Source organism: Mycobacterium sp. ML4 (assembly GCF_054515735.1).
Genome location: NZ_JBTNSY010000020.1, coordinates 37,946 through 60,422, shown reverse-complemented (window position 1 = coordinate 60,422; position 22,477 = coordinate 37,946). Strand labels below are relative to the sequence as shown.

Annotated in this window: 17 protein-coding genes; 12 read left to right on the top strand and 5 right to left on the bottom strand. The window is 69.1% G+C overall.

Annotated features, from left to right (window positions below; genetic code table 11):
- The first annotated feature begins 54 nt into the window (after nucleotides 1-54).
- From ACX9NE_RS21655 to ACX9NE_RS21640, 4 genes are all read left to right on the top strand, one after another.
- A complete protein-coding gene (locus ACX9NE_RS21655; protein WP_459363113.1) occupies nucleotides 55-435 on the top strand; it encodes an STAS domain-containing protein in 381 nt (126 codons plus the stop codon).
- A 47-nt stretch (nucleotides 436-482) separates the two neighbouring features.
- A complete protein-coding gene (locus tag ACX9NE_RS21650; RefSeq protein ID WP_459363114.1) occupies nucleotides 483-662 on the top strand; it encodes a hypothetical protein in 180 nt (59 codons plus the stop codon).
- A gap of 391 nt (nucleotides 663-1,053) precedes the next feature.
- On the top strand, nucleotides 1,054-1,275 hold the full coding sequence (locus ACX9NE_RS21645; RefSeq protein WP_459363115.1) for a hypothetical protein: 222 nt from the start codon (nucleotides 1,054-1,056) through the stop codon (nucleotides 1,273-1,275).
- A 22-nt stretch (nucleotides 1,276-1,297) separates the two neighbouring features.
- Complete coding sequence (locus ACX9NE_RS21640) at nucleotides 1,298-1,936, top strand: nitroreductase family protein (RefSeq protein WP_459363116.1); 639 nt, start codon at nucleotides 1,298-1,300, stop codon at nucleotides 1,934-1,936.
- A gap of 504 nt (nucleotides 1,937-2,440) precedes the next feature.
- On the opposite strand, the gene ACX9NE_RS21635 is transcribed toward ACX9NE_RS21640, so the two are convergent.
- The gene (locus tag ACX9NE_RS21635) at nucleotides 2,441-2,905 is read right to left on the bottom strand and encodes a tRNA (cytidine(34)-2'-O)-methyltransferase (RefSeq protein WP_459363117.1); all 465 of its coding nucleotides are present in this window, start codon (nucleotides 2,903-2,905) and stop codon (nucleotides 2,441-2,443) included.
- A 136-nt stretch (nucleotides 2,906-3,041) separates the two neighbouring features.
- Between ACX9NE_RS21635 and ACX9NE_RS21630 the strand changes: the two genes are divergently transcribed.
- The 7 genes from ACX9NE_RS21630 (at nucleotide 3,042) to ACX9NE_RS21600 (ending at nucleotide 10,576) form a co-directional block, all read left to right on the top strand.
- Nucleotides 3,042-4,763, top strand: a complete 1,722-nt coding sequence (locus tag ACX9NE_RS21630; protein ID WP_459363118.1) for an alpha/beta hydrolase domain-containing protein — start codon at nucleotides 3,042-3,044, stop codon at nucleotides 4,761-4,763.
- Between the two features lie 266 nt (nucleotides 4,764-5,029).
- The gene (locus ACX9NE_RS21625; protein ID WP_459363119.1) at nucleotides 5,030-5,755 is read left to right on the top strand and encodes a YoaK family protein; all 726 of its coding nucleotides are present in this window, start codon (nucleotides 5,030-5,032) and stop codon (nucleotides 5,753-5,755) included.
- Nucleotides 5,756-6,006: 251 nt separating this feature from the next.
- Complete coding sequence (locus ACX9NE_RS21620; RefSeq protein WP_459363120.1) at nucleotides 6,007-8,670, top strand: sensor histidine kinase; 2,664 nt, start codon at nucleotides 6,007-6,009, stop codon at nucleotides 8,668-8,670.
- Entirely contained in the window at nucleotides 8,667-9,098 is a 432-nt protein-coding gene (locus ACX9NE_RS21615) for a roadblock/LC7 domain-containing protein (RefSeq protein ID WP_459363121.1), read from the top strand. Before ACX9NE_RS21620 ends, ACX9NE_RS21615 begins: the two co-directional genes overlap by 4 nt.
- Nucleotides 9,074-9,448 carry a DUF742 domain-containing protein gene (locus ACX9NE_RS21610; RefSeq protein ID WP_459363122.1) on the top strand — a complete coding sequence of 125 codons (375 nt, stop codon included), beginning with the start codon at nucleotides 9,074-9,076 and terminating at the stop codon, nucleotides 9,446-9,448. The genes ACX9NE_RS21615 and ACX9NE_RS21610 overlap by 25 nt, the downstream gene beginning before the upstream one ends.
- The gene (locus tag ACX9NE_RS21605; RefSeq protein WP_459363123.1) at nucleotides 9,429-10,016 is read left to right on the top strand and encodes a GTP-binding protein; all 588 of its coding nucleotides are present in this window, start codon (nucleotides 9,429-9,431) and stop codon (nucleotides 10,014-10,016) included. The genes ACX9NE_RS21610 and ACX9NE_RS21605 overlap by 20 nt, the downstream gene beginning before the upstream one ends.
- A gap of 5 nt (nucleotides 10,017-10,021) precedes the next feature.
- A complete protein-coding gene (locus ACX9NE_RS21600) occupies nucleotides 10,022-10,576 on the top strand; it encodes a pentapeptide repeat-containing protein (RefSeq protein WP_459363124.1) in 555 nt (184 codons plus the stop codon).
- An 82-nt stretch (nucleotides 10,577-10,658) separates the two neighbouring features.
- Here ACX9NE_RS21600 and ACX9NE_RS21595 read toward each other — a convergent pair whose 3' ends face one another.
- From ACX9NE_RS21595 to ACX9NE_RS21585, 3 genes are read right to left on the bottom strand one after another with little or no spacing between them, the layout of a single operon-like run.
- A complete protein-coding gene (locus tag ACX9NE_RS21595) occupies nucleotides 10,659-13,190 on the bottom strand; it encodes an ATP-binding cassette domain-containing protein (protein ID WP_459363125.1) in 2,532 nt (843 codons plus the stop codon).
- Nucleotides 13,191-13,207: 17 nt separating this feature from the next.
- A complete protein-coding gene (locus ACX9NE_RS21590; RefSeq protein ID WP_459363126.1) occupies nucleotides 13,208-15,679 on the bottom strand; it encodes an ATP-binding cassette domain-containing protein in 2,472 nt (823 codons plus the stop codon).
- Nucleotides 15,680-15,708: 29 nt separating this feature from the next.
- A complete protein-coding gene (locus tag ACX9NE_RS21585; RefSeq protein WP_459363127.1) occupies nucleotides 15,709-18,348 on the bottom strand; it encodes an ATP-binding cassette domain-containing protein in 2,640 nt (879 codons plus the stop codon).
- A gap of 318 nt (nucleotides 18,349-18,666) precedes the next feature.
- Between ACX9NE_RS21585 and ACX9NE_RS21580 the strand changes: the two genes are divergently transcribed.
- Entirely contained in the window at nucleotides 18,667-21,195 is a 2,529-nt protein-coding gene (locus ACX9NE_RS21580) for a PE family protein (protein WP_459363128.1), read from the top strand.
- Between the two features lie 45 nt (nucleotides 21,196-21,240).
- Here the strand turns inward: ACX9NE_RS21580 and ACX9NE_RS21575 are convergent, their stop codons facing one another.
- Nucleotides 21,241-22,449 (bottom strand): NADH:flavin oxidoreductase, encoded by a 1,209-nt coding sequence (locus tag ACX9NE_RS21575; RefSeq protein WP_459363129.1) that lies wholly within the window; start codon nucleotides 22,447-22,449, stop codon nucleotides 21,241-21,243.
- Between the last annotated feature and the right edge of the window lie 28 nt (nucleotides 22,450-22,477).

Sequence of the window (22,477 nt, the reverse complement as noted above, 5' to 3'; positions counted from 1 at the left end):
TGGCGCCGATTCAGGTTGACGGTCAACGCTGCGTGCGCAAGGTGCGCCGGCTGGATGTCGCGTGTGCAGCTGCGTCTGTGCCAGAATTCGCCGGCCGGAGCCCGAACAATGAATAATGCCTGCATGAGCGGGCCGCATTTCACTGTGTCTGGCGGTACTCCAACCGATCCGGCGACGATCACCGCCGACGGCGACATCGATCTGGCGAACGTCGAAGCATTCGGCTCTCTACTCGAAACGGCGGCTCGCAGCGCCTCGTCGCTCATCGTGGATCTTCGGAGCGTCACCTACTGCGACAGCGCCGCGATGCGAGCCCTATTTTCCGCGGCAGCGCTCACCAAGGTGACGCTGCTGACTCCCTCGTCGGCTCCTATCACCACCTTGCTCGAAATCTCGGGGCTGGACCGCATCACGACTGTCAGAAAGACGGACTGAATCCAGCGGCGATTCGAACGTAGGCGGCATCGGGAAGGCGTGCCGAGGTGAATGCACTCGAATCACAGGTCTTGGCTCAGTCGCCGTTGATCATCGTGCTGAACGCGATACTCGAGCGCATCAGCGACGACATTCCCGGCGTGATCGGTTCGTCCATCGTGTTTAACGAAGCAGCGGGCGACGGCAATCTCGCTGTTTGGCCGCGAGCGGAGTCGAGTCCGGTCTGATCGCCGCTCAAGTGAAAGGGTCAGCCGGCCCGCTTGTCGACGCTCTTCGCCATGAGGTGCCCGTCATCAGCTTGGACCTCTGGTCGGACGAACGTTGGCCGCACCTGAACAGGGAAGCCTTTGCCCGGATAGAAGGCGGGGCGAAACAGGCTTGGAACGACGTCAAAGGCGCCGCTGCGTTGCCGGGAATCTGCGGGCCAGGCTGCACCATCGCACTCACCTGCACCCTCAGCGGACCCGCCGATGCCAGCACAATCACGACGCTGATCGGTTATGAACAAGTCGTTTGTGCAGCGCTCATCGTCGCGACCGCTCAAGATGGTGCCGCCGTTGATGATGCGTTGAAGCTGGTGGTCTCGCGCAGTGCCATCGATCGAGCCAAGGCGCGATCATGGGTCGATTGTCCTGCAATGCGGAATTGGCCTGGGCGAGACTACGTGCCGCCGCTTGGGAGATGGATGTCGACGTGCAGGACCTGTCCATCGCCTTGCTCGATTGCATCAGCGACGCGCCAGTACGAGAGCCGGACTCCTCGGCGACCACATGTCTGCCTGATCAGCGGACCCGTGATGCGGCCCGACGGTTCTGGTCGACGCTGTACTGCCTGCAATGAGCCCCGACGGTAATCTCCACGGGTGGCTCTGAACCTGACTGTCGACGAAGTCCTCACCACCACCCGCTCGGTTCGCAAGCGCCTCGACTTCGACAAGCCGGTGCCGCGCGAGGTGCTGCTGGAATGCCTCGAACTTGCCCTGCAGGCGCCGACCGGTTCCAACTCCCAAGGGTGGCAGTGGGTGTTCGTCGAGGACGCGGACACGAAGAAGGCCATCGGCGAGGTCTACCTGTCCAACGCCAGCGGCTACCTCAGCTCACCGGCACCCGAGTACGACGACAGCCGCGGCGAGCGGATGGCAAAGGTCCGCGACTCGGCGACCTATCTCGCCGAGCACATGCACGAGGCGCCGGTCCTGCTGATTCCGTGCATCAGCGGCCGGGAAGCCAGCTCGCCGATCGGTGGGGTGTCCTTCTGGGCATCGTTGTTCCCGGCGGTGTGGAGTTTCTGCCTGGCGTTGCGCTCGCGGGGGCTGGGCTCCTGCTGGACCACGCTGCACCTGCTCGACGACGGCGAACGCACGGTGGCCGACATTCTCGGCATCCCGTACGACGAGTACAGCCAGGGCGGATTGTTTCCGATCGCCTACACCAGGGGCACCGACTTCCGCCCGGCCAAACGTCTGCCGGCCGAGAGCCTGACGCACTGGAACACCTGGTAACCGGTGCACCGTCCCCTGTTTGTCCCCCAGTCGGTGGACACGGAGTTCAACCCCCAACAGGGCCTATCGGGGGACCCCGCTGATGTCCTGCGTCGGGCAATCTAAGTGACAACAAAGACATCGCAAAAGCTTCGCCTGAAGGGAGTAGCAAATGAGCCACGAGATTCTGTTCCAGGAGACCGAAGACGCTTACACCGCCCCTGCCTTCCACGCGGAGGACTGCGCCTGATATCTGCGCCGACATAACGGCGCCCCCAAGCTGTGGCACGTTTCCCCCTGCCCCCCCAAAACGTGCCCTGTGGAAAGCAGGCTCGTGCTCAGCACGAGCCTGCTTCTGCGTGTGCGAGGCCTGCTACCGGCCGCCACGCGTCCGATCAGCCTCATCTCGCCACGCCCGCCCGGCCGGATCCGCGGTTGCCGACCAGCCGCCCGGCCAGGCGCCGCCCCGTCGGCGCCACGCAACGTGCCCGCGGTCGGCGCCCCGATACGCGCAGGCCCGGCGGATCAGACCGCTCCGGGATATCCCTGCTGCCGCCACGCCTCATAGACCGCCACGGCGGCGGCGTTGGACAGATTCAGTGAGCGCCGCCCACCGAGCATCGGAATCCGCACCGTAGCGGTGACGTGCGGATCGGCCAATATCGTCGCGTCCAGCCCCGTGGGCTCCGGGCCGAACATCAGCACGTCGCCGGGCCGATAGGCGACATCGGCGAACCGCACGGTGGCCCGGGCGGTGAACGCGTAAACCCGCGCCGGTGCCAAAGCCTGCCATGCCTGCTCCAGCGAACCGTGCACGGTCACCGACGCCAGGTCGTGATAGTCCAGCCCGGCCCGGCGCAGTTTCGGTTCCGACAAATCGAAACCCAAGGGTTCCACCAGATGGAGCTCACAACCGGTGGCCGCGACCGTCCGGATGGCATTGCCGGTATTCGGCGCGATGCGCGGGGAATGGAACAGCAGCCGAAACATCCGTCGATCATGGCAAAGCGCCGGCGCGGCTTGCGAAATCCTTGCGCGTTTCTTGGCGTGGGCGCCAAGCACTTTTCAAGAACTCATCAAGGGCCCTGCCGAAACCTTGGGACATACCCACCGGGGAGGTGCCGAGATGTCAGTCGAGTCAGTCCAGGTCAACAACGTCTACCCGCACACCGACAGCCGCTACGAGAACGTGGAGGCGACGGTCACGTTCGCCGTCGACCCCGAGTACCGGGCTAACGAGCGCATCGCCGACCTCGACCTGGCACCACGCGACAGCGACGGGATGGTGCGCTTCGAGGCCGACCTGCGTCTGATCCGCCCGGTCAGCGGCGGCAACGGCAAGCTGCTGTTCGTGGTGCCCAACCGCGGCGTTCCGACCAACGCGCCCTGGCTGAAGAACGGATTCCTGCTCGAGCGCGGCTGGACCATCGCCTCGTGCGGCTGGCAGTGGGATGTGCAGCGCGGTCCGGCGATCCTGGGGCTGACCGCACCGCAGGCCGACGTGGAGCCCGGTTTCATGCGGCTGGAATGGCGCTCGGACTCGGCGCACGACGACCACCGGCTCAGCTTCTCCGCACCCGAAATCGAGTCGATCCCCGGCGCTGACGTGCTGTTCAACTTCACCGACTACCCGACCATCGACCTGCAGGACCCCGACGCGGTACTGACCGTGCGGACCGCCCCCGACGCCGACCCGACCGTCGTTGCACGCCAGAAGTGGCGTTTCACCGACCAGACCCACGTTGCCCTGGACGGCGGGTTCCAGCCCTTCCACTGGTATGAGTTGGTGTACCGGACGTCGCTGGCCCCGATCGCCGGCTGCGGATTGCTGGCGATCCGGGACGTCGTTTCCCACCTGCGGGCCGACCACCTGCTGAGCATCGAACACACCTTCGCCTACGGCGTCTCCCAGGCCGGCCGGCTGCTTCGCCAGTTCCTGTCCGATGGCCTGAACATCGACGAGTCCGGGATGCGGGTGTTCGATGGCGTCTTCAGTGACTTCGCCGGCGCCAACCGCGGCGAGTTCAACCAGCGGTACGCTCAGCCGTCCACGCCGGGCGGGGGCAAGGCCGGGGCAGCCGGCCCGGTCGGCAACGCGGATCTGCTCGCTCGGCAGCGCGAACTCGGCGGCGTGCCCAAGGTCGTGTTTGCCAACAGCGCCACCGAGTACTGGCAGGGCGATGGTGCGCTGGTGCACGTCGACCCGCGCACCGGTGCGGATCTGCCCGAGGACCCCGACGTGCGCACCTACCTGTTGGCCGGCACCGACCACTTCGGCAGCAGCAAGATCAAGAACGCCCTGCCCGCTGCCAACCCGGTGCACCACATCGACGTCACTCCCGTCACCCGGGCACTGCTGATCGCGCTGGAGGCCTGGGTCGTCGACGGGATCGAGCCGCCGGCCAGCCGGGTGCCACGGACCAGCGACGGCACCGCGGTCGCCCGCAAGGAGGTGCTCTCAGGCTTCGGCTACGCGAACACCCCGGCGCCCGCCTGGCTTCCCTGCTCGTCACACGTCGACCTCGTGTCGGCGGTCGACGAGGACGGCAACGAGGTGGCCGGCATCCGGCTGCCCGCGGTCGCGGCGCCGCTGGCTGCCTACACCGGCTGGAATGCCCGGCAGTTCGTCGAGGAGCTGCCGGACGTGCTGTACGAGCGCATCGGCAGCAAGCTGCCGTTCGCGCCCGGGTGCCCGCCGATCGCCCAGCGCTACCCGACCCGCGACGACTACACCGCCGCCGTGCGGCGTGCCGCCGAAGGGCTGGTCGCTGACCGGTTCCTGCTGGCCGCGGAGCTCGAGTCGGTGGTGAACAAGGCGGTCACCGACTACCCGGGTCTCGGCGAATGAACCCACGAGCATTTGCTGAGTGGTCCGCACCGCCGGTTAGCCGTGAGCTTGGTGTCCTGGCAGAACACGATGCGATCGCGCCGCCGGACGGCGACGCGCGACCCCGCCCCGCTCTGGCCAAATTCAGATCTTTCGGTATAAAAGCTTGTCGCCCAATGCCTTTGGACTGTGCTGGCGCCACGCAAGCGGAGCCGGAAGCCAAAAAACTTGGTAATGTCTCGCCAGGTCGCCGAGCGGACACGGGGGAGCTGTCGACAACCATGCTGATGCGCAGCCATGCTGACCGGGCCGCCGGTGGCCATAAGAAGCATTTGCTGGGCTACGGCGCCGTGCTGGCGCTGACCGCGGGCTTCGTCAACGCGGTGGCGCTGTTGATCCTGGCTTTTCCGGTCGGCAACCTGACCGCGGTGACGACGCAGATCGGCATGAACACCGCCAACCCCTGGATGTATGAAGGCCACCTGCTGGTGGCCATCCTGTCGGGGTTCCTGGTGGGTGCGGTGCTGGCAGGACTGCTGCTGGGCCCTTCTCAAACCCCTGCCGACCGGCGTCACGCCGTGGTGTTGGTCCTCGAAGCGGTGCTCTTACTGGTCGCCGCCGGAGTGGAGGAGAACCTGATACGGGCCCAGCTCGCGGCGCTCGGGGTGGAAGAGTCGGTGTTTCAGGCGATGTTCGCCGCGGCGGCTCTCGGTCTGCAGAACGGACTGAGCTCGAGTTTCCGGGGAATGGCCGTGCGCACCACGCACTTCACCGGCACCGTCACCGACCTCGGGCTGATCATCGGTCGCAGCGTCCGGCACCGGACCGAGAAGTGGAAGGCCGCGATCCTCGCGGTGACACTGCTGCTCTTTGCCGCCGGTGCGGTGGCAGGGGTCGTCTTCGGAGCGCGATTCGGGTCGCACGCGCTGATCGTGCCGGCCGTCATCTGCATGATGGCTGCGACGGTCAGTGCCTGCCAGAGCCGCGTGCACCGGTCTCGGGCCAATCGGTGACACCGGAGCCGTCGACGCATTAGGGCGGAGTTTGCCCGGTCGGCTCGGCAGGTCCGCGGACCGGTTGCGGCGAACCTTATCTACTCAGTAACAATTATGGAGACCTCGGCTGGGGGCTGTCATACTCGTCGAATTGCCAGGCATTGCACGCCCGCGGCCATCGGCCGGCGCAAAAAAGCAGCAGGAAGTTCCATGAGCCTCTCGTTTCACGCGACGCCATCCGAAGGTGCGGCCGCCCCGGCCGCCACCAAGTGACGATGTTCGCCCGCCCGACCAGCCCGGTCGCGGCGGTCCCACCCGGTGCTCCCGCTGTCCCTGCGTCCGTTACGGCCCAGCCGCACAAACGCCCGCCCAGATGGTCGTTGGGCAACTGGCCGGTGCGCTGGAAGGTGCTGGCGATCGCCCTGGTGCCGCTGCTGCTGGCGACGACGTTCGGCGCGTTGCGTGTGCAGTCCGAGATGGCCGGCTCCGGGCGCCTGCGCCTGGAAGCGGCCCGCGCCAACGTGATACCGGCGATCACCAAATACATGTCGGCACTCGATGTCGCCCTGCTGGCCAGTTCCACCGGACGCGACGTGGAGGGCGCGAAGAAGAACTTCTCGGCCCGCAAGTACGAGCTGCAGACCCGGCTGGCCGACACCGATGTGATCCCCGACGTCCGGTCCGGAGTCAACACGCTGCTCAACGGTGGGCAGTCACTTCTGGACAAGGTGCTGGACAACAGCATCGGCCTGCGGGACCGGATCACCACCTACGCGCCGCTGCTGCTGGCCGCCGAGGACGCGATCAACGCGTCGGTGCAGGTCGACAGCGAGCAGATCCGCGCCCGGGTGGAGGGACTGAGCCGCGCCGTCGGTGCCCGCGGACAGATGACGATGCAAGAAATACTGGTGACCCGTGGCGCCGACCTGCCCGAGCCGCAGTTGCGCACCGCGATGATCACGCTGGCCGGCACCGAACCGTCGACCCTGTTCGGGATGAGCGAAGTGCTGGGCACCGGTTCACCGGAGGCCAAGAACCTGCAGCAGCAGATGGTGGCCCGGATGGCGATCCTGTCCGATCCGGACAGTTCACTGGTGGACAACGCCGACCTGCTGCGCTCGATACACACCACCCAGGGCGTCGCCGAGCAGATCATCGGTGACGCCACAACTTCGGTGACCAAGTCCGTGGGGAGCCAGGCGACGGCGCGCCGCGACGCAGCCGTCCGCGACGCGGTACTGGTGTTGATCGCTATCGGGGCCGCGCTGGTGATCGTCCTGCTGGTTTCGCGGGCCCTGATCAAGCCGCTGCGGGTCCTGCGCGACGGCGCTCTGCAGGTGGCCCATACCGACTTGGAGGCAGAGATCGACCGGATCCGGGGCGGCGCCGAGCCGGTCCCGCAACCGTTGGCCGTTTACACGACCGAGGAGATCGGGCAGGTCGCTCACGCCGTCGACGAACTCCACACCCAGGCCCTTCTGCTGGCGGGTGACGAGGCGCGGCTGCGGTTGCTCGTCAACGACATGTTCGAGACGATGTCGCGGCGCAGCCGATCGCTGGTCGACCAGCAGCTTGCGCTCATCGACCGGCTGGAGCGCAACGAAGAGGATCCCGAGCGCCTGGACAACCTCTTCCGGCTGGATCACCTGGCGGCGCGGCTGCGCCGAAACAGCGCCAACCTGCTCGTTCTGGCCGGCGCCCACATTGGCCGCGACCAGCGCGAACCGGTGCCGCTCGGCACGGTGATCAATGCCGCGGTCTCCGAGGTCGAGGATTACCGCCGGGTCGATATCGGTTCGGTGGCCGACTGCACTGTGCTCGGGGCGTCGGCCGGCGGCATCATCCATCTGCTCGCGGAGCTGATCGACAACGCGCTGCGTTATTCGCCGCCCGACACCCAGGTCAAGGTTTCCGCGGTGCGGGGCAGTGAGGGAGGCGTGCTGCTGCGTATTGCCGATTCGGGCCTGGGCATGACGGAGTCCGACCGGCGGATGGCCAACATGCGGCTGCAGGCGGGGGGCGAAGTGACGCCGGAGAACGCGCGGCACATGGGGCTGTTCGTGGTCGGACGGCTGGCCGCCCGGCACGGGCTGCGGGTCGGGCTGCGGGGACCGGCGGCCGGCGAAGCCGGCCGCGGGACGACGGCCGAGGTCTATCTGCCGCTGGCGGTGCTGGTCGAGGGACAGACGCAGCAACAGGCGCCGCAGCGGCAGTTCTTCGCGGTGCGCCCCCCCGAACCCGAGCCTGCCGCGGTCCCGCTGCACCCTGGCCAGACCGGAACATCGGTGACGTCGCTGCCGCGGCGCAGTCCCGGGTCCAGCGGTATCACCGGCGCCGCTACGGAAGCCCCTGCCACAGCCGGGCAGCCACAGTCCAAGCGCCCGCTGCCGACGCCGTGGTGGGAGAAGGCACCCGCGCAGCCGCCGGCATCCGCGCAGCAGCCGGCCGCACCCGCCCAGCAGCCGGCGCAGTCCGAGGCCGCCACAGCGTCGGACACCTCGTCCTTCTTCGCGCGGCGCCCGGCCGCCGCGCCGAACGCCGCCAAACCCGCGCCGCCGGACCTCACACCGTCGGGACCGCAGGACGACGACGTGATTTATCAGCGGATGCTGTCCGAGATCATGGGCGACCCGCACGACCTCGTCCAGAGCCCGGACCTGGACTGGCAGACCGTCTGGGACCGGGGCTGGTCGGCGGCCGCCGAGGCCGAGGACAAGCCCGTGCAATCCCGTACCGAGCACGGCCTGCCGATGCGAACCCCCGGAGCGCGGCTCGTCCCCGGAGCAGCCGCCGTCGATGAGCCCGCCGCGTCGAACGGCGGTCTGCGCGCCCGCGATCCCGACGCCGTTCGCACCTCGATCGGCAGCCACTTCAGCGGCGTGCGCTCGGCCCGCTCACATGCCCGCGAAACCGGTGAGGAAGGCCAGCAATGACGGTTCAGTCGTCGTACAGCCCCCTGGACTGGCTGGTGTCGAAATTCGTGCGCGAGGTTCCGGGCGTCGCGCATGCGCTGCTGGTGTCGGTCGACGGCCTGCCGGTGGCGGCAAGCGAGCACCTGCCCGCCGAGCGCGCCGACCAGTTGGCCGCGGTGGCGTCAGGACTGGCCAGCCTTGCCACCGGCGCGGCGCAGCTGTTCGAGGGCGGGCAGGTGCTGCAGTCGGTGGTCGAGATGCAGAACGGGTTTCTGCTGCTGATGCGTGTCGGTGACGGTTCGCACCTCGCCACGCTGGCCATGTCGTCGTGCGATATCGGTCAGATCGGCTACGAGATGGCCATCCTTGTCGAACAGGTGGGCAACGTGGTGCAGTCCGCCCGCCGCGCCGAATCCGGGCCGCAATGGACCAACTCGAGCCGCCGGTAACCCCCGGTCAACCGAACCTGGTCCGCCCGTACACTTTGACGGCCGGGCGGACCGGTACCGACGTCGACCTGCCGTTGGAGGCGCCGGTGCAGACCCTGCAGGCGGGACTGGTTCACCAATGGCCGCCCGGTGACGCGCGCGGCAGGATCCTGCAGCTGTGCGTCAGCAGTCCGTCGGTCGCCGAAATCTCGGCCCGGCTGGATTTACCCGTGGGTGTTGCGCGCGTCCTGGTCGGCGATCTGGTCACGGCCGGTTACCTTCGGGTGCACAGGACCTTGACCGACCGTTCGACGCGCGATGAGCGGCACGAGCTCATAGGAAGGACCCTGCGTGGCTTACGAGCACTATGAGGGGGGTGCTGTCCAGCGCGACACCGCGTCGACCAAGATCGTCATCGCGGGCGGCTTCGGCGCGGGCAAGACCACCTTTGTGGGCGCGGTGTCGGAGATCATGCCGCTGCGGACCGAAGCGATGGTCACCGACGCCTCGGCCGGCGTCGACATGATCGAGGCCACCCCGGACAAGCGCACCACCACCGTGGCGATGGACTTCGGCCGCATCACCCTGGCCGACGACCTGGTGCTGTACCTGTTCGGCACCCCGGGGCAGCGACGGTTCTGGTTCATGTGGGACGACCTGGTGCGCGGGGCGATCGGTGCGATCGTGCTGGTCGACGTCCGGCGCCTGCAGGACAGCTTTGCCGCCGTGGACTTCTTCGAACACCGCCGGCTGCCGTTTCTGGTCGCGGTCAACGAGTTCGACGGCGCCCCCAGGTACCCGGTAGACGAGGTGCGCAAGGCACTGACGCTGTCCGGCCACATCCCTGTCATCAGCGTCGACGCCCGCAACCCCCGGTCTGCCCGCGATGCGCTGATCGCGGTGAGTGAGTATGCGCTGGCCAGTTTGGCGAGCAGCTGACCGTCTTGGAGTGGACTGACCGCGAATTCACCGGCGAGGACTTCCGTGATTTCCAAGACGGGGACCTCAGCCGGTTGCACACCGACCGCGTGGTGTTCACCGAGTGCGACTTCAGCGGCGTGAACCTGGCCGAATCCCAGCACCGCGGATCGGCCTTCCGCAACTGCACCTTCACTCGAACAACGTTGTGGCACAGCACCTTCGCCCAGTGCAGCATGCTCGGCTCGGTGTTCGCGCAGTGCCGGTTGCGGCCGGTGGCGTTCGACGAGGTGGACTTCACCCTCGCGGTGCTCGGTGGCAACGACCTGCGCGGCGTCGACCTGAGCGGGTGCCGGCTGCGCGAGACCAGCCTGGTGGAGACCGACCTGCGCAAGAGCGTGTTGCGCGGCGCCGACCTGCGTGGCGCCCGCACCGCCGGCGCCCGGTTGGACGACGCCGATCTGCGGGGCGCCAGCGTTGACCCCGCGTTGTGGACCACCGCGTCGTTGCGCGGGGCCCGCATCGATGTCCCGCAGGCGCTGGCCTTTGCGGTGTCGCACGGGCTGCTCCTGGACGCCTAACCTAACAGGTGCCGAGCAGACGCAAAATCGCCCAAAAATGGACCATTTTTGGGCGATTTTGCGGCTGCTCGCGCACACCACGTCAGCGCTTGAGCCGGATGCGCCACCACACCAACGCCGAGTAGACGACCGACAGCGCGGCCAGCATCGCCATGTCGAACAGCCAGGCCGGACGCGAGTGGGTCCAGTGACTGTCCTCCGGGCTCACGGATCCGGGCACCAGGTCGCGCAGATCGACCGTTGCCGCCGACGCCGCATAGCCCCAGCGCGCAGGCACCAGCCAGGACAGCTGGTCGAGGAACATCCGATTGGTCACCGGGACTACGCCCCCGGCCAGCACCAGCTGCAACATCAGCGACACCACCAGCAGCGGCATGATCTGCTCGTTGGACCGCGTGATGGACGACAGCAGCAACCCGAGAATCGCCGAGGCCACACATGTCGCGGCGATGCTGACGAACAGTTCGAAGCTGGGATTGCCCAGCAGCAGCGCCCGTTGCGTCGGTGCGCCCTTGCCCAGTAACACGATGGCGGTCGCGATCGCGGCCTGCACGATGGCGAAGGCGCAGAACACGCTCACCTTGGCGCCGAGGTAGGCCGAGGTCGACAAACCCACGGCCTGCTCACGCCGGAAGATCGGACGCTCGCCGATCAGGTCGCGGATGGTCAGCGCGGTGCCCATGAACACGGCGGCGATGCTGAGCAGGTTGAGGATCTGCGCGGCCTCGTCCGGGGTGTCGCTGTTCGCCTCGGCGAACCCGAAACCGCGGTCACCGGGAACCGTCAGCGACAACGCGCCCAGGATGAACGGCAGCACGGCCAGGAAGATGAAATAGGCGCGATCGGCGATGACGAGCCGAACCTGGCGCCGGGCGATCGTCGAGAACTGGCGCGCCGCACTGGTGTGGGCGGGGGCGCCCAGGTCAGTGGGCGTCTGCGCCGCTGTCGACACGACCGGCCGGCTCTGAGCCAGGAAGCGGCGGTTAGCTTCGTCCGGGTCGGCACCCACTTTGGCGAAGATGTGCGCCCAGTTGGTGGTGCCCATCGCGGCACCGATCTGGTCGGGCGGACCCAGAAACGCCGTCTTGCCCCCCGGCGCCATCAGCAGCACCTGGTCGCACACCTCGAGGTAGGTCAGCGAATGCGTGACCACCAGCACCACCCGTCCCGCGTCGGCGAGCTGGCGCAACATCGTCATGACCTGCAGGTCCAGGGCCGGATCCAGGCCCGAGGTGGGTTCGTCCAGAATCAGCAGCGACGGGCCGGTGAGTAGTTCGAGCGCCACCGACGCGCGTTTGCGCTGACCGCCGGAGAGCCGGTCAACCCTGGTGTCGGCATGCTGGGTGAGCCCCAGTTCCTCCAGTACCTGGGCGATGACCCGCGTCCGGTCGGCCTTGGTGGTGTCCGGAGGCAGCCGCAGTTCGGCGGCGTATCCCAGCGCCTGATTGACCGTCAGCTGCCGGTGCACGACGTCGTCCTGGGGCACCATGCCGATCCGGCTGCGCAGCGAGGCGTACTCCTTGTGGATGTCATGCCCGGAGAAGGTCACGGCGCCCGAGCCGGGCGCGGTATAGCCGGCGATCAGCCGGGCCAGGGTGGTCTTGCCGGCGCCGGAACCACCGATGATGGCGGTCAGGGTGCCGGGGCGCGCGGTCATTGACACCTTCTGCAGCAGTGCCTTGCCGTCGACGCTGAAACTGACCTCGTTCACCTCCAGTCCGCCGGTCTGGGTCGCGGCTTCGGTGCGCCGGACCAGAGTGCCGCCGGCGAAGGTCAGATCGACGTTGCCGATCGTGACGACGTCACCGTCACTGAGCACCGCGGAGCCCACCCGGATGCCGTTGACGAAAGTGCCGTTGATGCTGTGGTTGTCGCGGATTTCGGTGCCGATCGCGGTCTGAGCCAGGTAGGCGTGCCGGCGCGACGCCAGCACGTCGGGGACGACGATGTCGCACTCCGCCGCACGCCCGATCCATGCGGTGCGCCCGAGCGGCGGGGCCAGATTTTCGGCGGCGCCGAACACCGTGATGCCCCGGGTGGGGAACTGGGACACGCCGGTGACCGGCCCGATCCGGCTGGTGGTCGACGGTGCCGCTGCCGGCTCGGCGTCCGGGCCGCTAGGCGGCCTCAGCGGAATGGCGGAAGTCCGCCCCGGGTCGGCCACCGGGTTCGGATGCTGCCCGGTGGGCGGGTGCCGGCGCAACCGCCGCGGTGGCGGCCCCGACGGCAGGAACAGCCGCGGAGGCTGCCGGGGTCTGGCGGCCGCAATCCGGTCCGTCTCCGGAACCGGGCGCGCGATGCTGTCGGGTCGGCCGACGTCGAATGTGACCCGCGGTCCGTCGGGCTGGGCGAGGTTGACCGTCAGGCCGTCGTGGATGTCGACCAGCGGCACCCGTTTACCGCTCACGAAGATGCCAGTCGGCGAGTTGTTGTCGATGGCGACCCAGCTGCCCTGCTCGAAACGCAGCAACAGATGTGCCGAGCCCACCACCGGATGCGCGATCCGCACGTCGGCGTGCAGATCGCTGCCCACTATCACGTCACGACCGGCGGAGAAGGTGCGGTGCACCGGGCCAGTCCGAACGGTCAGCACTGGCTGCCCGGCTGGGGTCATGTGTTTCACCCTAAGCGTCAGCGTCGCTTGAGCCGGATCCTCCACCACACGACGACGCTGTACAACACCGAAAGAACGGCCAGCATCGCCATGTCGAACAGCCATGCGCCGCGGGTGTGCGTCCAGTGACTGTCTTCCGGGCTGAGCGAACCGGGCACCAGCTCGCGCAGGTTCACGGTGGCTGCCGACGCCGCGTAACCCCAGCGTGCGGGTATCGCCCAGGACAGCTGGTCCAGGAAGATCCGGTTCGTCACCGGGATCATGCCGCCGGCGAGCACGAGTTGCAGCATCAGCGACACCACCAGCAGCGGCATGATCTGCTCGTTGGACCGCGCGATCGAGGACAACACCAGCCCGACGACCGCCGAAGCCACACAGGTGGCGGCAACCGTGGCGAACAACTCGAAGCCGGGATTACCCAGAACCAGCGCCTTCTGCGTCGGAGCGCCCTTGCCGACCAGCACGATGGAGGTGGCGATGGCGGCCTGGATCACCGCGAACGCGAAGAACACCGTGAGCTTGGCGGCCAGATAGGCCCAGGTGGACAGGCCGACGGCCTGCTCGCGCTGGAAGATCGGGCGCTCGCCGATCAGGTCGCGGATGGTCAACGCGGTGCCCATGAAGACGGCGGCGATGGAGAGCAGCGTCAGGATCTGGGCGGCTTCGTCGGGTGTGTTGCTGGTCGGCGAGGCCATATGAAATCCGCTGTTGCCGGGCACGGTCAGCGCCAGCCCGCCCAGGATGAACGGCAGGATCGCCAGGAACAGGAAGTAGGCGCGGTCGTTGATCACCAGCCGCATCTGGCGGCGGGTGATGGTGGAGAACTGGCGACGCACGCTAGTGTGCGCGGGGGCGCCCAGGTCCGCCGGCTGGGTGGCCGGCGAGGTCGGTGGCGGCTGCTTCTGCGCGAGAAACCGCCGGTTCGCCTCGTCGGGGTCGGCGCCGACCTTGGCGAAGATGTGCGCCCAGTTGGTCGTTCCCATCACGTCGCCGATCTGGTCCGGCGGCCCGAGATACGCCGTTTTGCCGCCGGGCGCCATGAGCAGCACCTGATCGCAGACGTCCAGATAGGTCAGTGAATGGGTGACCACCAGTACCACGCGGCCGGCGTCGGCGAGTTGCCGCAACATGGTCATGACCTGCAGGTCGAGCGCGGGGTCCAGGCCCGAGGTGGGTTCGTCCAGGATCAGCAGCGACGGTCCGGTCAGCAGTTCCAGCGCCACCGAAGCACGCTTGCGCTGCCCCCCGGAAAGGTTGTCGACGCGGGTATCGGCGTGCTTGGTGAGCCCCAGTTCGTCGAGAACCTGCGCCACGACCTGGTCGCGGTCGTCCTTGCTTGTGTCGGGCGGCAGGCGGAGCTCGGCCGCATAGCCCAGGGCCTGATTGACCGTCAGCTGCCGGTGCACGACGTCGTCCTGCGGGACCATGCCGATCCTGCTGCGCAGCGACGCGTACTGCTGGTGAATGTCGTGACCCTCGAACGTCACCGCGCCGGAGCTGGGTGTGGTGTTGCCCGCGATCAACCTGGACAGGGTGCTCTTTCCGGCACCGGACCCGCCGATGATCGCGGTCAGCGTTCCCGGCCGCGCCGTCATCGACACGTTGTTCAGCAATCGGTTGTTGTTGATCGAGAAGATGATGTCGCGAACCTCGAGGCCGCCCGTGCGGGTCGCGGCTTCGGTGCGCCGCACCAGGACGCCGCCGACGAACGCCAGATCGACGTTGCCGATGGTGACCACGTCGCCGTCGGACAGGATCGCCGATCCGACCCGTATGCCGTTGACGAAGGTGCCGTTGATGCTGTTGAGGTCCCGGATCTCGGTGCCGACGGGGGTGGGGGACAGTTGCGCGTGGTAGCGCGAGGCCAACACGTCGGTGACGACGATGTCGTTGTCGGACGCGCGGCCGATGCGGGCGGCCGCGGCGCGGACGGCAGTGCCGGGCGCCACGCTCGGGGTCCGGACCGTGCCGGTCTGCAGCTGCGACACGGTCTCGTCCCCGGCCGTGTGCGCGGGTGGTTGCCGGTGGGCGGGCGTGATCGTGGGGATGGCGGTGGTGCGCTCCACGCTGTCGGGCGCAGTCGAAGGCCGGCCCGGCCCGGTCGGTCGGCCCTGCCGTGGCCCCCCGGGCGGGCCGATCACCGGCAGCCGCTCCGTCGGCGGCAACGCGCCCACGCTGCCCTGATAGTGCCCGACCTCGAAACTGAGGCGTGGGCCGTCGGACTGGCCCAGGTTGATGGTCTGCCCGTCGTGGATGTCCAGCGCCGGCACCCTTCTCCCGTTGACGAAGATGCCGCCTTGCGAGTTGTTGTCGATCGCGTGCCATCGGCCTTGATCGAAGCGCAGCAGCAAGTGAGCACGGGAGATCAGGGGATGCGCGACCCGCAGATCGGCGCGCAGGTCGCTGCCGATCACGACATCCGGCCCGGCGGCGAACTCGCGGTGCGAGCGATCCGCTCGAACTGTCAGCACCGGTGGAGTTGGATTCATCAGGACAGATTAAGGGGGCGCAGGCGCCGCTAACGGCGCTTCAGCCGGATCTTCCACCACACGATGGCGCTGTACACCAGGCACAGCAGTCCCAACATGGCCATATCGAACAGCCAGGCGCTCGGGGTGTGGTTCCAGTGCTGGTCCTTGGGGTCGGTCGGGCCGGGGGTGAGGCGGTGAGTGTCGATGGTCGACGACGCCGCCGCATAGCCCCACCGGGCGGGGGTGGCCCAGGACAGTTGGTCGAGGCCAGTCCGATTGGTCACCCAGATCATGCCGCCGGAGAACACCAGCTGAGACATGATCGCGGTGACCAATAGCGGCATGATCTGGTCCTGCGACCTGGCGATCGCCGACAACGCCATGCCCAGGATCGCCGACGCCACGCAGGTGGCGGCGACGGTCACGAACAGTTCGAACCTGACGTCGCCGAGCACCACCGCGTCCGAGAGCGGCTTACCCCAGCCCACCACCGCGATCGTGGTCGCGATGAAGGCCTGCATCACCGCGAAGGCGCAGAACACCACGACCTTGGCGGCCAGGTAGGCCCCGGTTGACAGGCCGACCGCCTGTTCGCGCTTGAAGATCGGGCGTTCACCCACCAGGTCGCGGATGGTCAGCGCGGTGCCCATGAACACCGCGCCGACGTTGAGCATGACCAGGATCTGCCCGGGCTGGTTGGGTGCACTGCTGAGCGGATCGGCCATGCCGAACCCGGTCTTGCCGCGCACGGTCAGGGTCAGCACGCCGATCAGGAACGGCAGCAGCGCCAGGAACACCGTGTAGCCGCGGTCGGAGACCACCAGCCGCACCTGGCGGCGCGCGATGGTGGAGAACTGGCGGAACCCGTTGTTGTGGACCGGCTCGCCCAGGTCGGCCGCGGGACTGGTCTGCGACGGACGTTCGGGCTGCCGGTTGCCTTCCAGGAAGCGACGGTTCGCCTCGTCGGGATCGGCGCCCACCTTGGTGAAGATGTCGGCCCAGTTGGTGGTGCCCATCGCTGCGCCGATCTGGTCGGGCGTGCCCAAGAAGGCGGTCTTACCGCCCGGGGCCAGCAGCAGGATCTGGTCGCACACATCGAGGTAGGACACCGAGTGGGTGACCACCAGCACCACGCGGCCGGCATCGGCCAGCTGGCGCAGCATCATCATCACCTGACGGTCCAGCGCCGGGTCCAGCCCCGAGGTCGGTTCGTCGAGGATCAGCAGCGACGGGCCGGTGATCAGTTCCAGGGCTACCGATGCGCGTTTGCGCTGACCGCCGGACAATTTGTCCACCCGCGTGTCGGCGTGTTTGGTCAGCTCCAGCTCCTCGAGGACCTGGGCGACCACCTGGGCGCGGTCGGCCTTGCTGGTGTCGGGGGGCAGCCGCAGCTCGGCGGCGTAACCGAGCGCCTGGTTGACGGTCAGCTGCCGGTGCACGACATCGTCCTGGGGAACCATGCCGACCCGGCTGCGCAAGGAGGCGTATTCGGCGTGGATGTCGTGGCCCTCGAAGGTCACGTTCCCGGTGGTGGGGCTGGTATATCCGGCGATCAGCCGCGACAGTGTGGACTTTCCGGCGCCGGATCCGCCGATGATCGCCGTCAGTGTCCCCGGCCGGGCCGTCAGCGAGATGTGGTCGAGCAGTTGCTTGCCGCCCTCGACGGTGAACGTCACCGAGTTCACTTCCAGGCCGCCCGTGCGGGAGGCCACCGCGGTGCGGCGCACCAGGGTGCCGCCGGTGAACACCAGGTCGACGTTGCCGATGGTGACCAGGTCGCCTTCGGTCAGGATCGCCGATCCGACCCGCACACCGTTGACGAACGTGCCGTTGACGCTGTTGTTGTCGCGGATCTCCGCGCCCAGCGGCGTCAGGCTGAGGAACGCATGGTGCCGGGAGGCCAGCACGTCCTGAATGACGATGTCGTTGTCTGTCGAGCGGCCGATGGTGACCGAACCGGCGGGCTTCTCGTGGGTGCCCGTACCGAGTAAGGCCTGGAACATCTTGGTGGCGATGTTGCTCTGCTCGGGCGGCTTGGCCCCCGCGGGCGGTCCCGGGACGCGGGCGGGCTGCCTCGGCGACGTCTGCTGCGCCGGTGGCGGGTGCGGTATGTGCGCCGATGAATGCGGAGGCGGTCCGCTCGACGGATAACCCGGAGGTGCCCACGGAGCGGCGCTGCTCGGGTACATCGGTTGGGCCGACGGCGGGGGCGGCCCGCCCGGGCCCGCGCGCCCCGGCGGCGGGCCCACCCACGTGGGCTGGCGCCCGCTGAGCTGCGCCGGCGGATGCCCGGGCACCGGGCCGGACGGTCCAGCCGGACCCGACGGCAGGATCGGCAGCGATTCGGTTTGCGGCGGGCGCCCTGCGGGGCCGCGGTGCCGCCCCACTTCGAAGGTCAGTAGGGGGCCGTCGGGGTTGCCGATGTTGACGGTCTGGCCGTCGTTGATGTCGACCACCGGCACCCGGCGCCCGTTGGCGTAGGTGCCGTTCAGTGAGTTGTTGTCGATCGCCAGCCAGCGGCCCTGATCGAAGCGCAGCAACAAGTGGGCGCGCGAGATCAGCGGATGAGTTATGCGCATGTCGGCACGCAGGTCCCGGCCGACCACCACGTCGTGGCCCGCCGCGAAGGTGCGCTCCGACCCGTCGTACCGAACGGTCAGCGCTGGCGGGACGGCTGGTGTGGGCATCGCTGACAACTTTAGCTTCTACGCATTGCCGGCAATTGCGGCGAAGGGCGGCGCCCGTTCCCGCGCCGTTCGCGGGAGCCCGTTTGTGCACGCTAACTTTATGAATCAATTACTCAACGTGCCCGTGCATTGCTGACATACGGCTGGCCCGGTCCCACCCTCACGGTATGCGCACTACCGCGTACGACTCGACGCCGGACTTGAGCGCAGTAGCAGCCTTGCGGCTGTCTTCGAAGCGTGTAACGTGATTTTTCGTCCGACGCACTGATGATCATCGGATACCAGCCGGGTTTTGGACAGATCTGGGAGCGTGCCGCAATGTCCTTTGTCGTAGCTGTGTCGCAGGAATTATCAACGGCCGCAACGAATTTGACCACTCTTGGCACGTCGGTGGGTGCGGCTAACGCGGCTGCGCTCGCTCCCACGACGACGGTGTTGGTCGCGGCCGGGGATGAGGTTTCAGCGGCTATCGCGGCGCTGTTTTCCGGGCACGCCCAGAACTATCAGGCGCTCAGCGCGCAGGCGGCGGCGTTTCACGCCCGGTTCGTGCAGGCGTTGACGGCCGGCGCGGAGTCTTACGCCGCCGCGGAGGCCGCGAGCGCGGCGGCGCTGGCGGCGGCCAACCCGGTGCAGGCTTTTCAGCAGCAGGTGCTGGCCGCGATCAATGCCCCATTCCAGGCACTGACCGGGCGGCCGCTGATTGGCAATGGTGCGCCCGGGGCTGCGGGGACGGGTCAGAACGGGGCGGCGGGTGGGTGGTTGCTCGGTGATGGTGGGGCCGGCGGGTCGGGTGCGCCGGGCCTGCGGGGCGGCGACGGTGGGGCTGCCGGGTTGTTGGGCAGCGGAGGGGCTGGCGGGAGCGGCGGAAGCTCGGTGGTCGGTAGTGGCGGGGCCGGCGGTAATGGCGGCGCTGGTGGGTTGTTGTTCGGCGGCGCCGGGGTGGGCGGGGCCGGCGGGGTGGCGACCACTGCCGGGGCCGGTGGGGCCGGCGGAGCCGGTGGGGCCGGTGGACTCTGGGGGGCCGGCGGGGCCGGTGGCGCCGGCGGAGCCGGCATCACGGCGGGCGGGGTCGGAGGCGCCGGCGGAACCGCGGGGGTGCTGGCCGGGCTGGTCGGAGCTCCCGGCGGGCAGGGCGGCAACGGCGGATTCAGCCTTGCCGACGGGGGTGCCGGCGGTGCCGGCGGGGCCGGCGGCCTGCTGGGCGGCGCGGGTGGCGACGGCGGAGCCGGCGCGCTCGGTGGGGCTGCCGGTGGCGCGGGCGGCGCCGGCGGAAAAGCGGGCTTCCTGTTCGGCGCAGGCGGGGCCGGCGGGGCCGGCGGCCAGGGTGTTGGCGCGGGAGGGGCCGGTGGACAGGGTGGCGACGGAGGTCTGCTGCTGTCCAGCGGCGGCGTTGGCGGGGCCGGCGGGATCGGCCTCACCGTGGGTGGGGCCGGCGGGACCGGCGGCAATGCCGGCCTGCTGGGCGTCGGCGGGGCCGGCGGGGTCGGCGGGTTCTGCACCAATGCCACCGGCGGTGCCGGTGGCATTGGTGGCCGGGGCGGGCTGCTGTTGGGTGGTGGCGGTGCGGGTGGCGAAGGCGGCCAGAGTCTTACGGCGACCGGTGGTGTCGGCGGGACGGGCGGGGCCGCGGTGCTGCTGGGCACCGCGGGCAACGGCGGCAACGGCGGATTCGGTGCCACCCTCGGCGCGAGCGGCGTGAACGGGGCCGCGGGACCACTACAGCCGGTGTTCAACGTTATCAATGCGCCCACCCAGGCCCTGCTAGGCCGGCCGCTGATCGGCAACGGCATCAACGGCACTGCGGGGACCGGGCAAAGCGGCACGCCCGGCGGATTCCTGCTCGGCGACGGCGGGGCAGGCGGGTCGGGCGGGCTGGGTCAAAACGGCGGTGCGGGTGGGGCTGCCGGGTTCCTGGGCAGCGGCGGTGCCGGCGGCACCGGCGGGGCTTCGTCGACCGGCAGTGGCGGGTTCGGCGGGGCCGGCGGGGTCGGTGGCCTGCTGGGCACCGGCGGCGGCGGCGGGGCCGGCGGACCCGCATTCGGTTTGACTGGCGGCGGTGGCAACGGCGGGGCCGGCGGGGCCGGCGGCCTGTTCGGCGGCGGCGGGGCCGGCGGGATGGGTGCCACGACGGCGGCCACCGGCGTAGCCGGTGGCAGCGGCGGCAATGGGGGGGCAGCCGGCGCGCTGGCCGGCCTGGTCGGCGCGGGCGGTGGCCGCGGTGGTGACGCCGGCTTCGGGGCTACCGGCGGTGCGGGCGGCGCCGGCGGCAACGGTGGCTTCTTCGCCGGGGCTGGCGGTGCCGGCGGCAACGGCGCACTCGGCGGCGACGGTGGAGTCGGCGGGGCGGGTGGCAAAGCCGGGCTGTTGTTCGGCGCTGGCGGGGTCGGCGGGACCGGCGGGGGCAGCACCGGCGCCGGCGGGGCGGGTGGGGTCGGCGGCGACGCGGGGCTGCTGTTCTCTACCGGCGGATCCGGCGGCGCCGGTGGGTTCGGCCTGGTTGGCGGGGCCGGCGGGGCGGGCGGCAACGCCGGGCTGCTGGGGTGCGGCGGGATCGGCGGAGCCGGTGGATACGGCACCTTCAACGTCACCGGCGGGACCGGTGGCGCCGGTGGCGCCGGCGGCAGGGGTGGTCAGCTGCTGGGCAGCGGCGGTGCCGGAGGCGCCGGCGGCCAAGGCGACGTCGTCGGCGGTGACGGCGCCAAGGGTGGCGATGCGGCGCTGATCGGCAACGGCGGCAACGGCGGCAACGGCGGCATCGGCCCAACACCCGCTACCGGCGGCACCCGCGGCGCCGGCGGCACCGGTGGTCTGCTGTTGGGTTTGAACGGAATCGACGGCCGGCCCTAACGCAGTTTGCGAGAACAGCCAGACATGTCAACCGGTCTCACAGCCTCATCGGGGCACCGGCCGCAGGTCCGGCGCTCCGGTGACCACGCAGTGCGTGCGCGTGTAAATGGTGGGCATGCACTTGTTGCAGTGCGTGCAGGCCGACCGGACGCCCGAGCCGTCGCGGGCGATCCGGTTGATCAGGTCCGGTTCGGCCAGCAGCGCCCGGCCCATCGCCACGAAATCGAACCCCTCGGCCATCGCCAGGTCCATCGTCTCGCGGTTGGTGATGCCGCCGAGCAGAATCAGCGGCAGTTTCAACTCGGCGCGGAACAGCTTGGCCTCGTCCAGCAGGTAGGCCTCTCGATACGGGTATTCGCGGAGGAATTTCTTGCCGGTCATGCGCATGCCCCAGCGCAGCGGCGGCTTGAAGGCGCCGGCGAATTCTTTCAGCGGCGCATCGCCGCGGAACAGGTACATCGGGTTGACCAGTGAGCTGCCCGCGGTGAGTTCGATGGCGTCCAGCCCGCCGTCTTCCTCCAGCCATCTGGCCGTGATCAGCGACTCCTCGTTGGAGATGCCGCCGCGCACGCCGTCGGACATGTTCAGTTTGGCGGTGACCGCGATCTGCCGCGGTCCCTGGTCGACGGCGCGGCGCACCGCCATCACCAGTCCGCGGGCGACCTTGGCCCGGTTGGCCAGCGAGCCACCGAACTCGTCGGTGCGACGGTTGATCAGCGGAGACAGGAACGCGCTCGCCAGATAGTTGTGGCCCAGATGGATTTCGACCGCATCGAAGCCGGCCTCCACGGCCAGCCGGGCGGCGCGGGCATGGTCGGCCAGCACTTCGTCGATGTCGTCCGCACTGGCCTTCCTGGCGAACCGCATGCCGATCGGGTTGAAGAAGCGCACCGGCGCCAGGGCGGTGGCCTGGTTGCTGCGGGCGTTGGCGACCGGGCCGGCGTGGCCGATCTGGGCGCTGACGGCCGCGCCTTCGGCGTGGATCGCGTCGGTGAGGCGACGGAAGCCGGGCACCGCCTCGGGGCGCATCCAGAGTCCGTTGCCCTCGGTGCGGCCGCCCTGGGAGACCGCGCAATAGGCGACGGTGGTCATGCCGACCCCCCCGGCGGCGGGCTGGCGGTGGTATTCGATCAGGTCGTCGGTGACCAGCGCATTCGGGGTGCGGGCTTCGAACGTCGCGGACTTGATGGTCCGGTTCCGAAGGGTCAGGGGACCGAGTTTGGCAGGGCACAAGACGTCTGGGGCGGCAGACATATAGGCAGCCTAACGGCTCGGGTGCGGG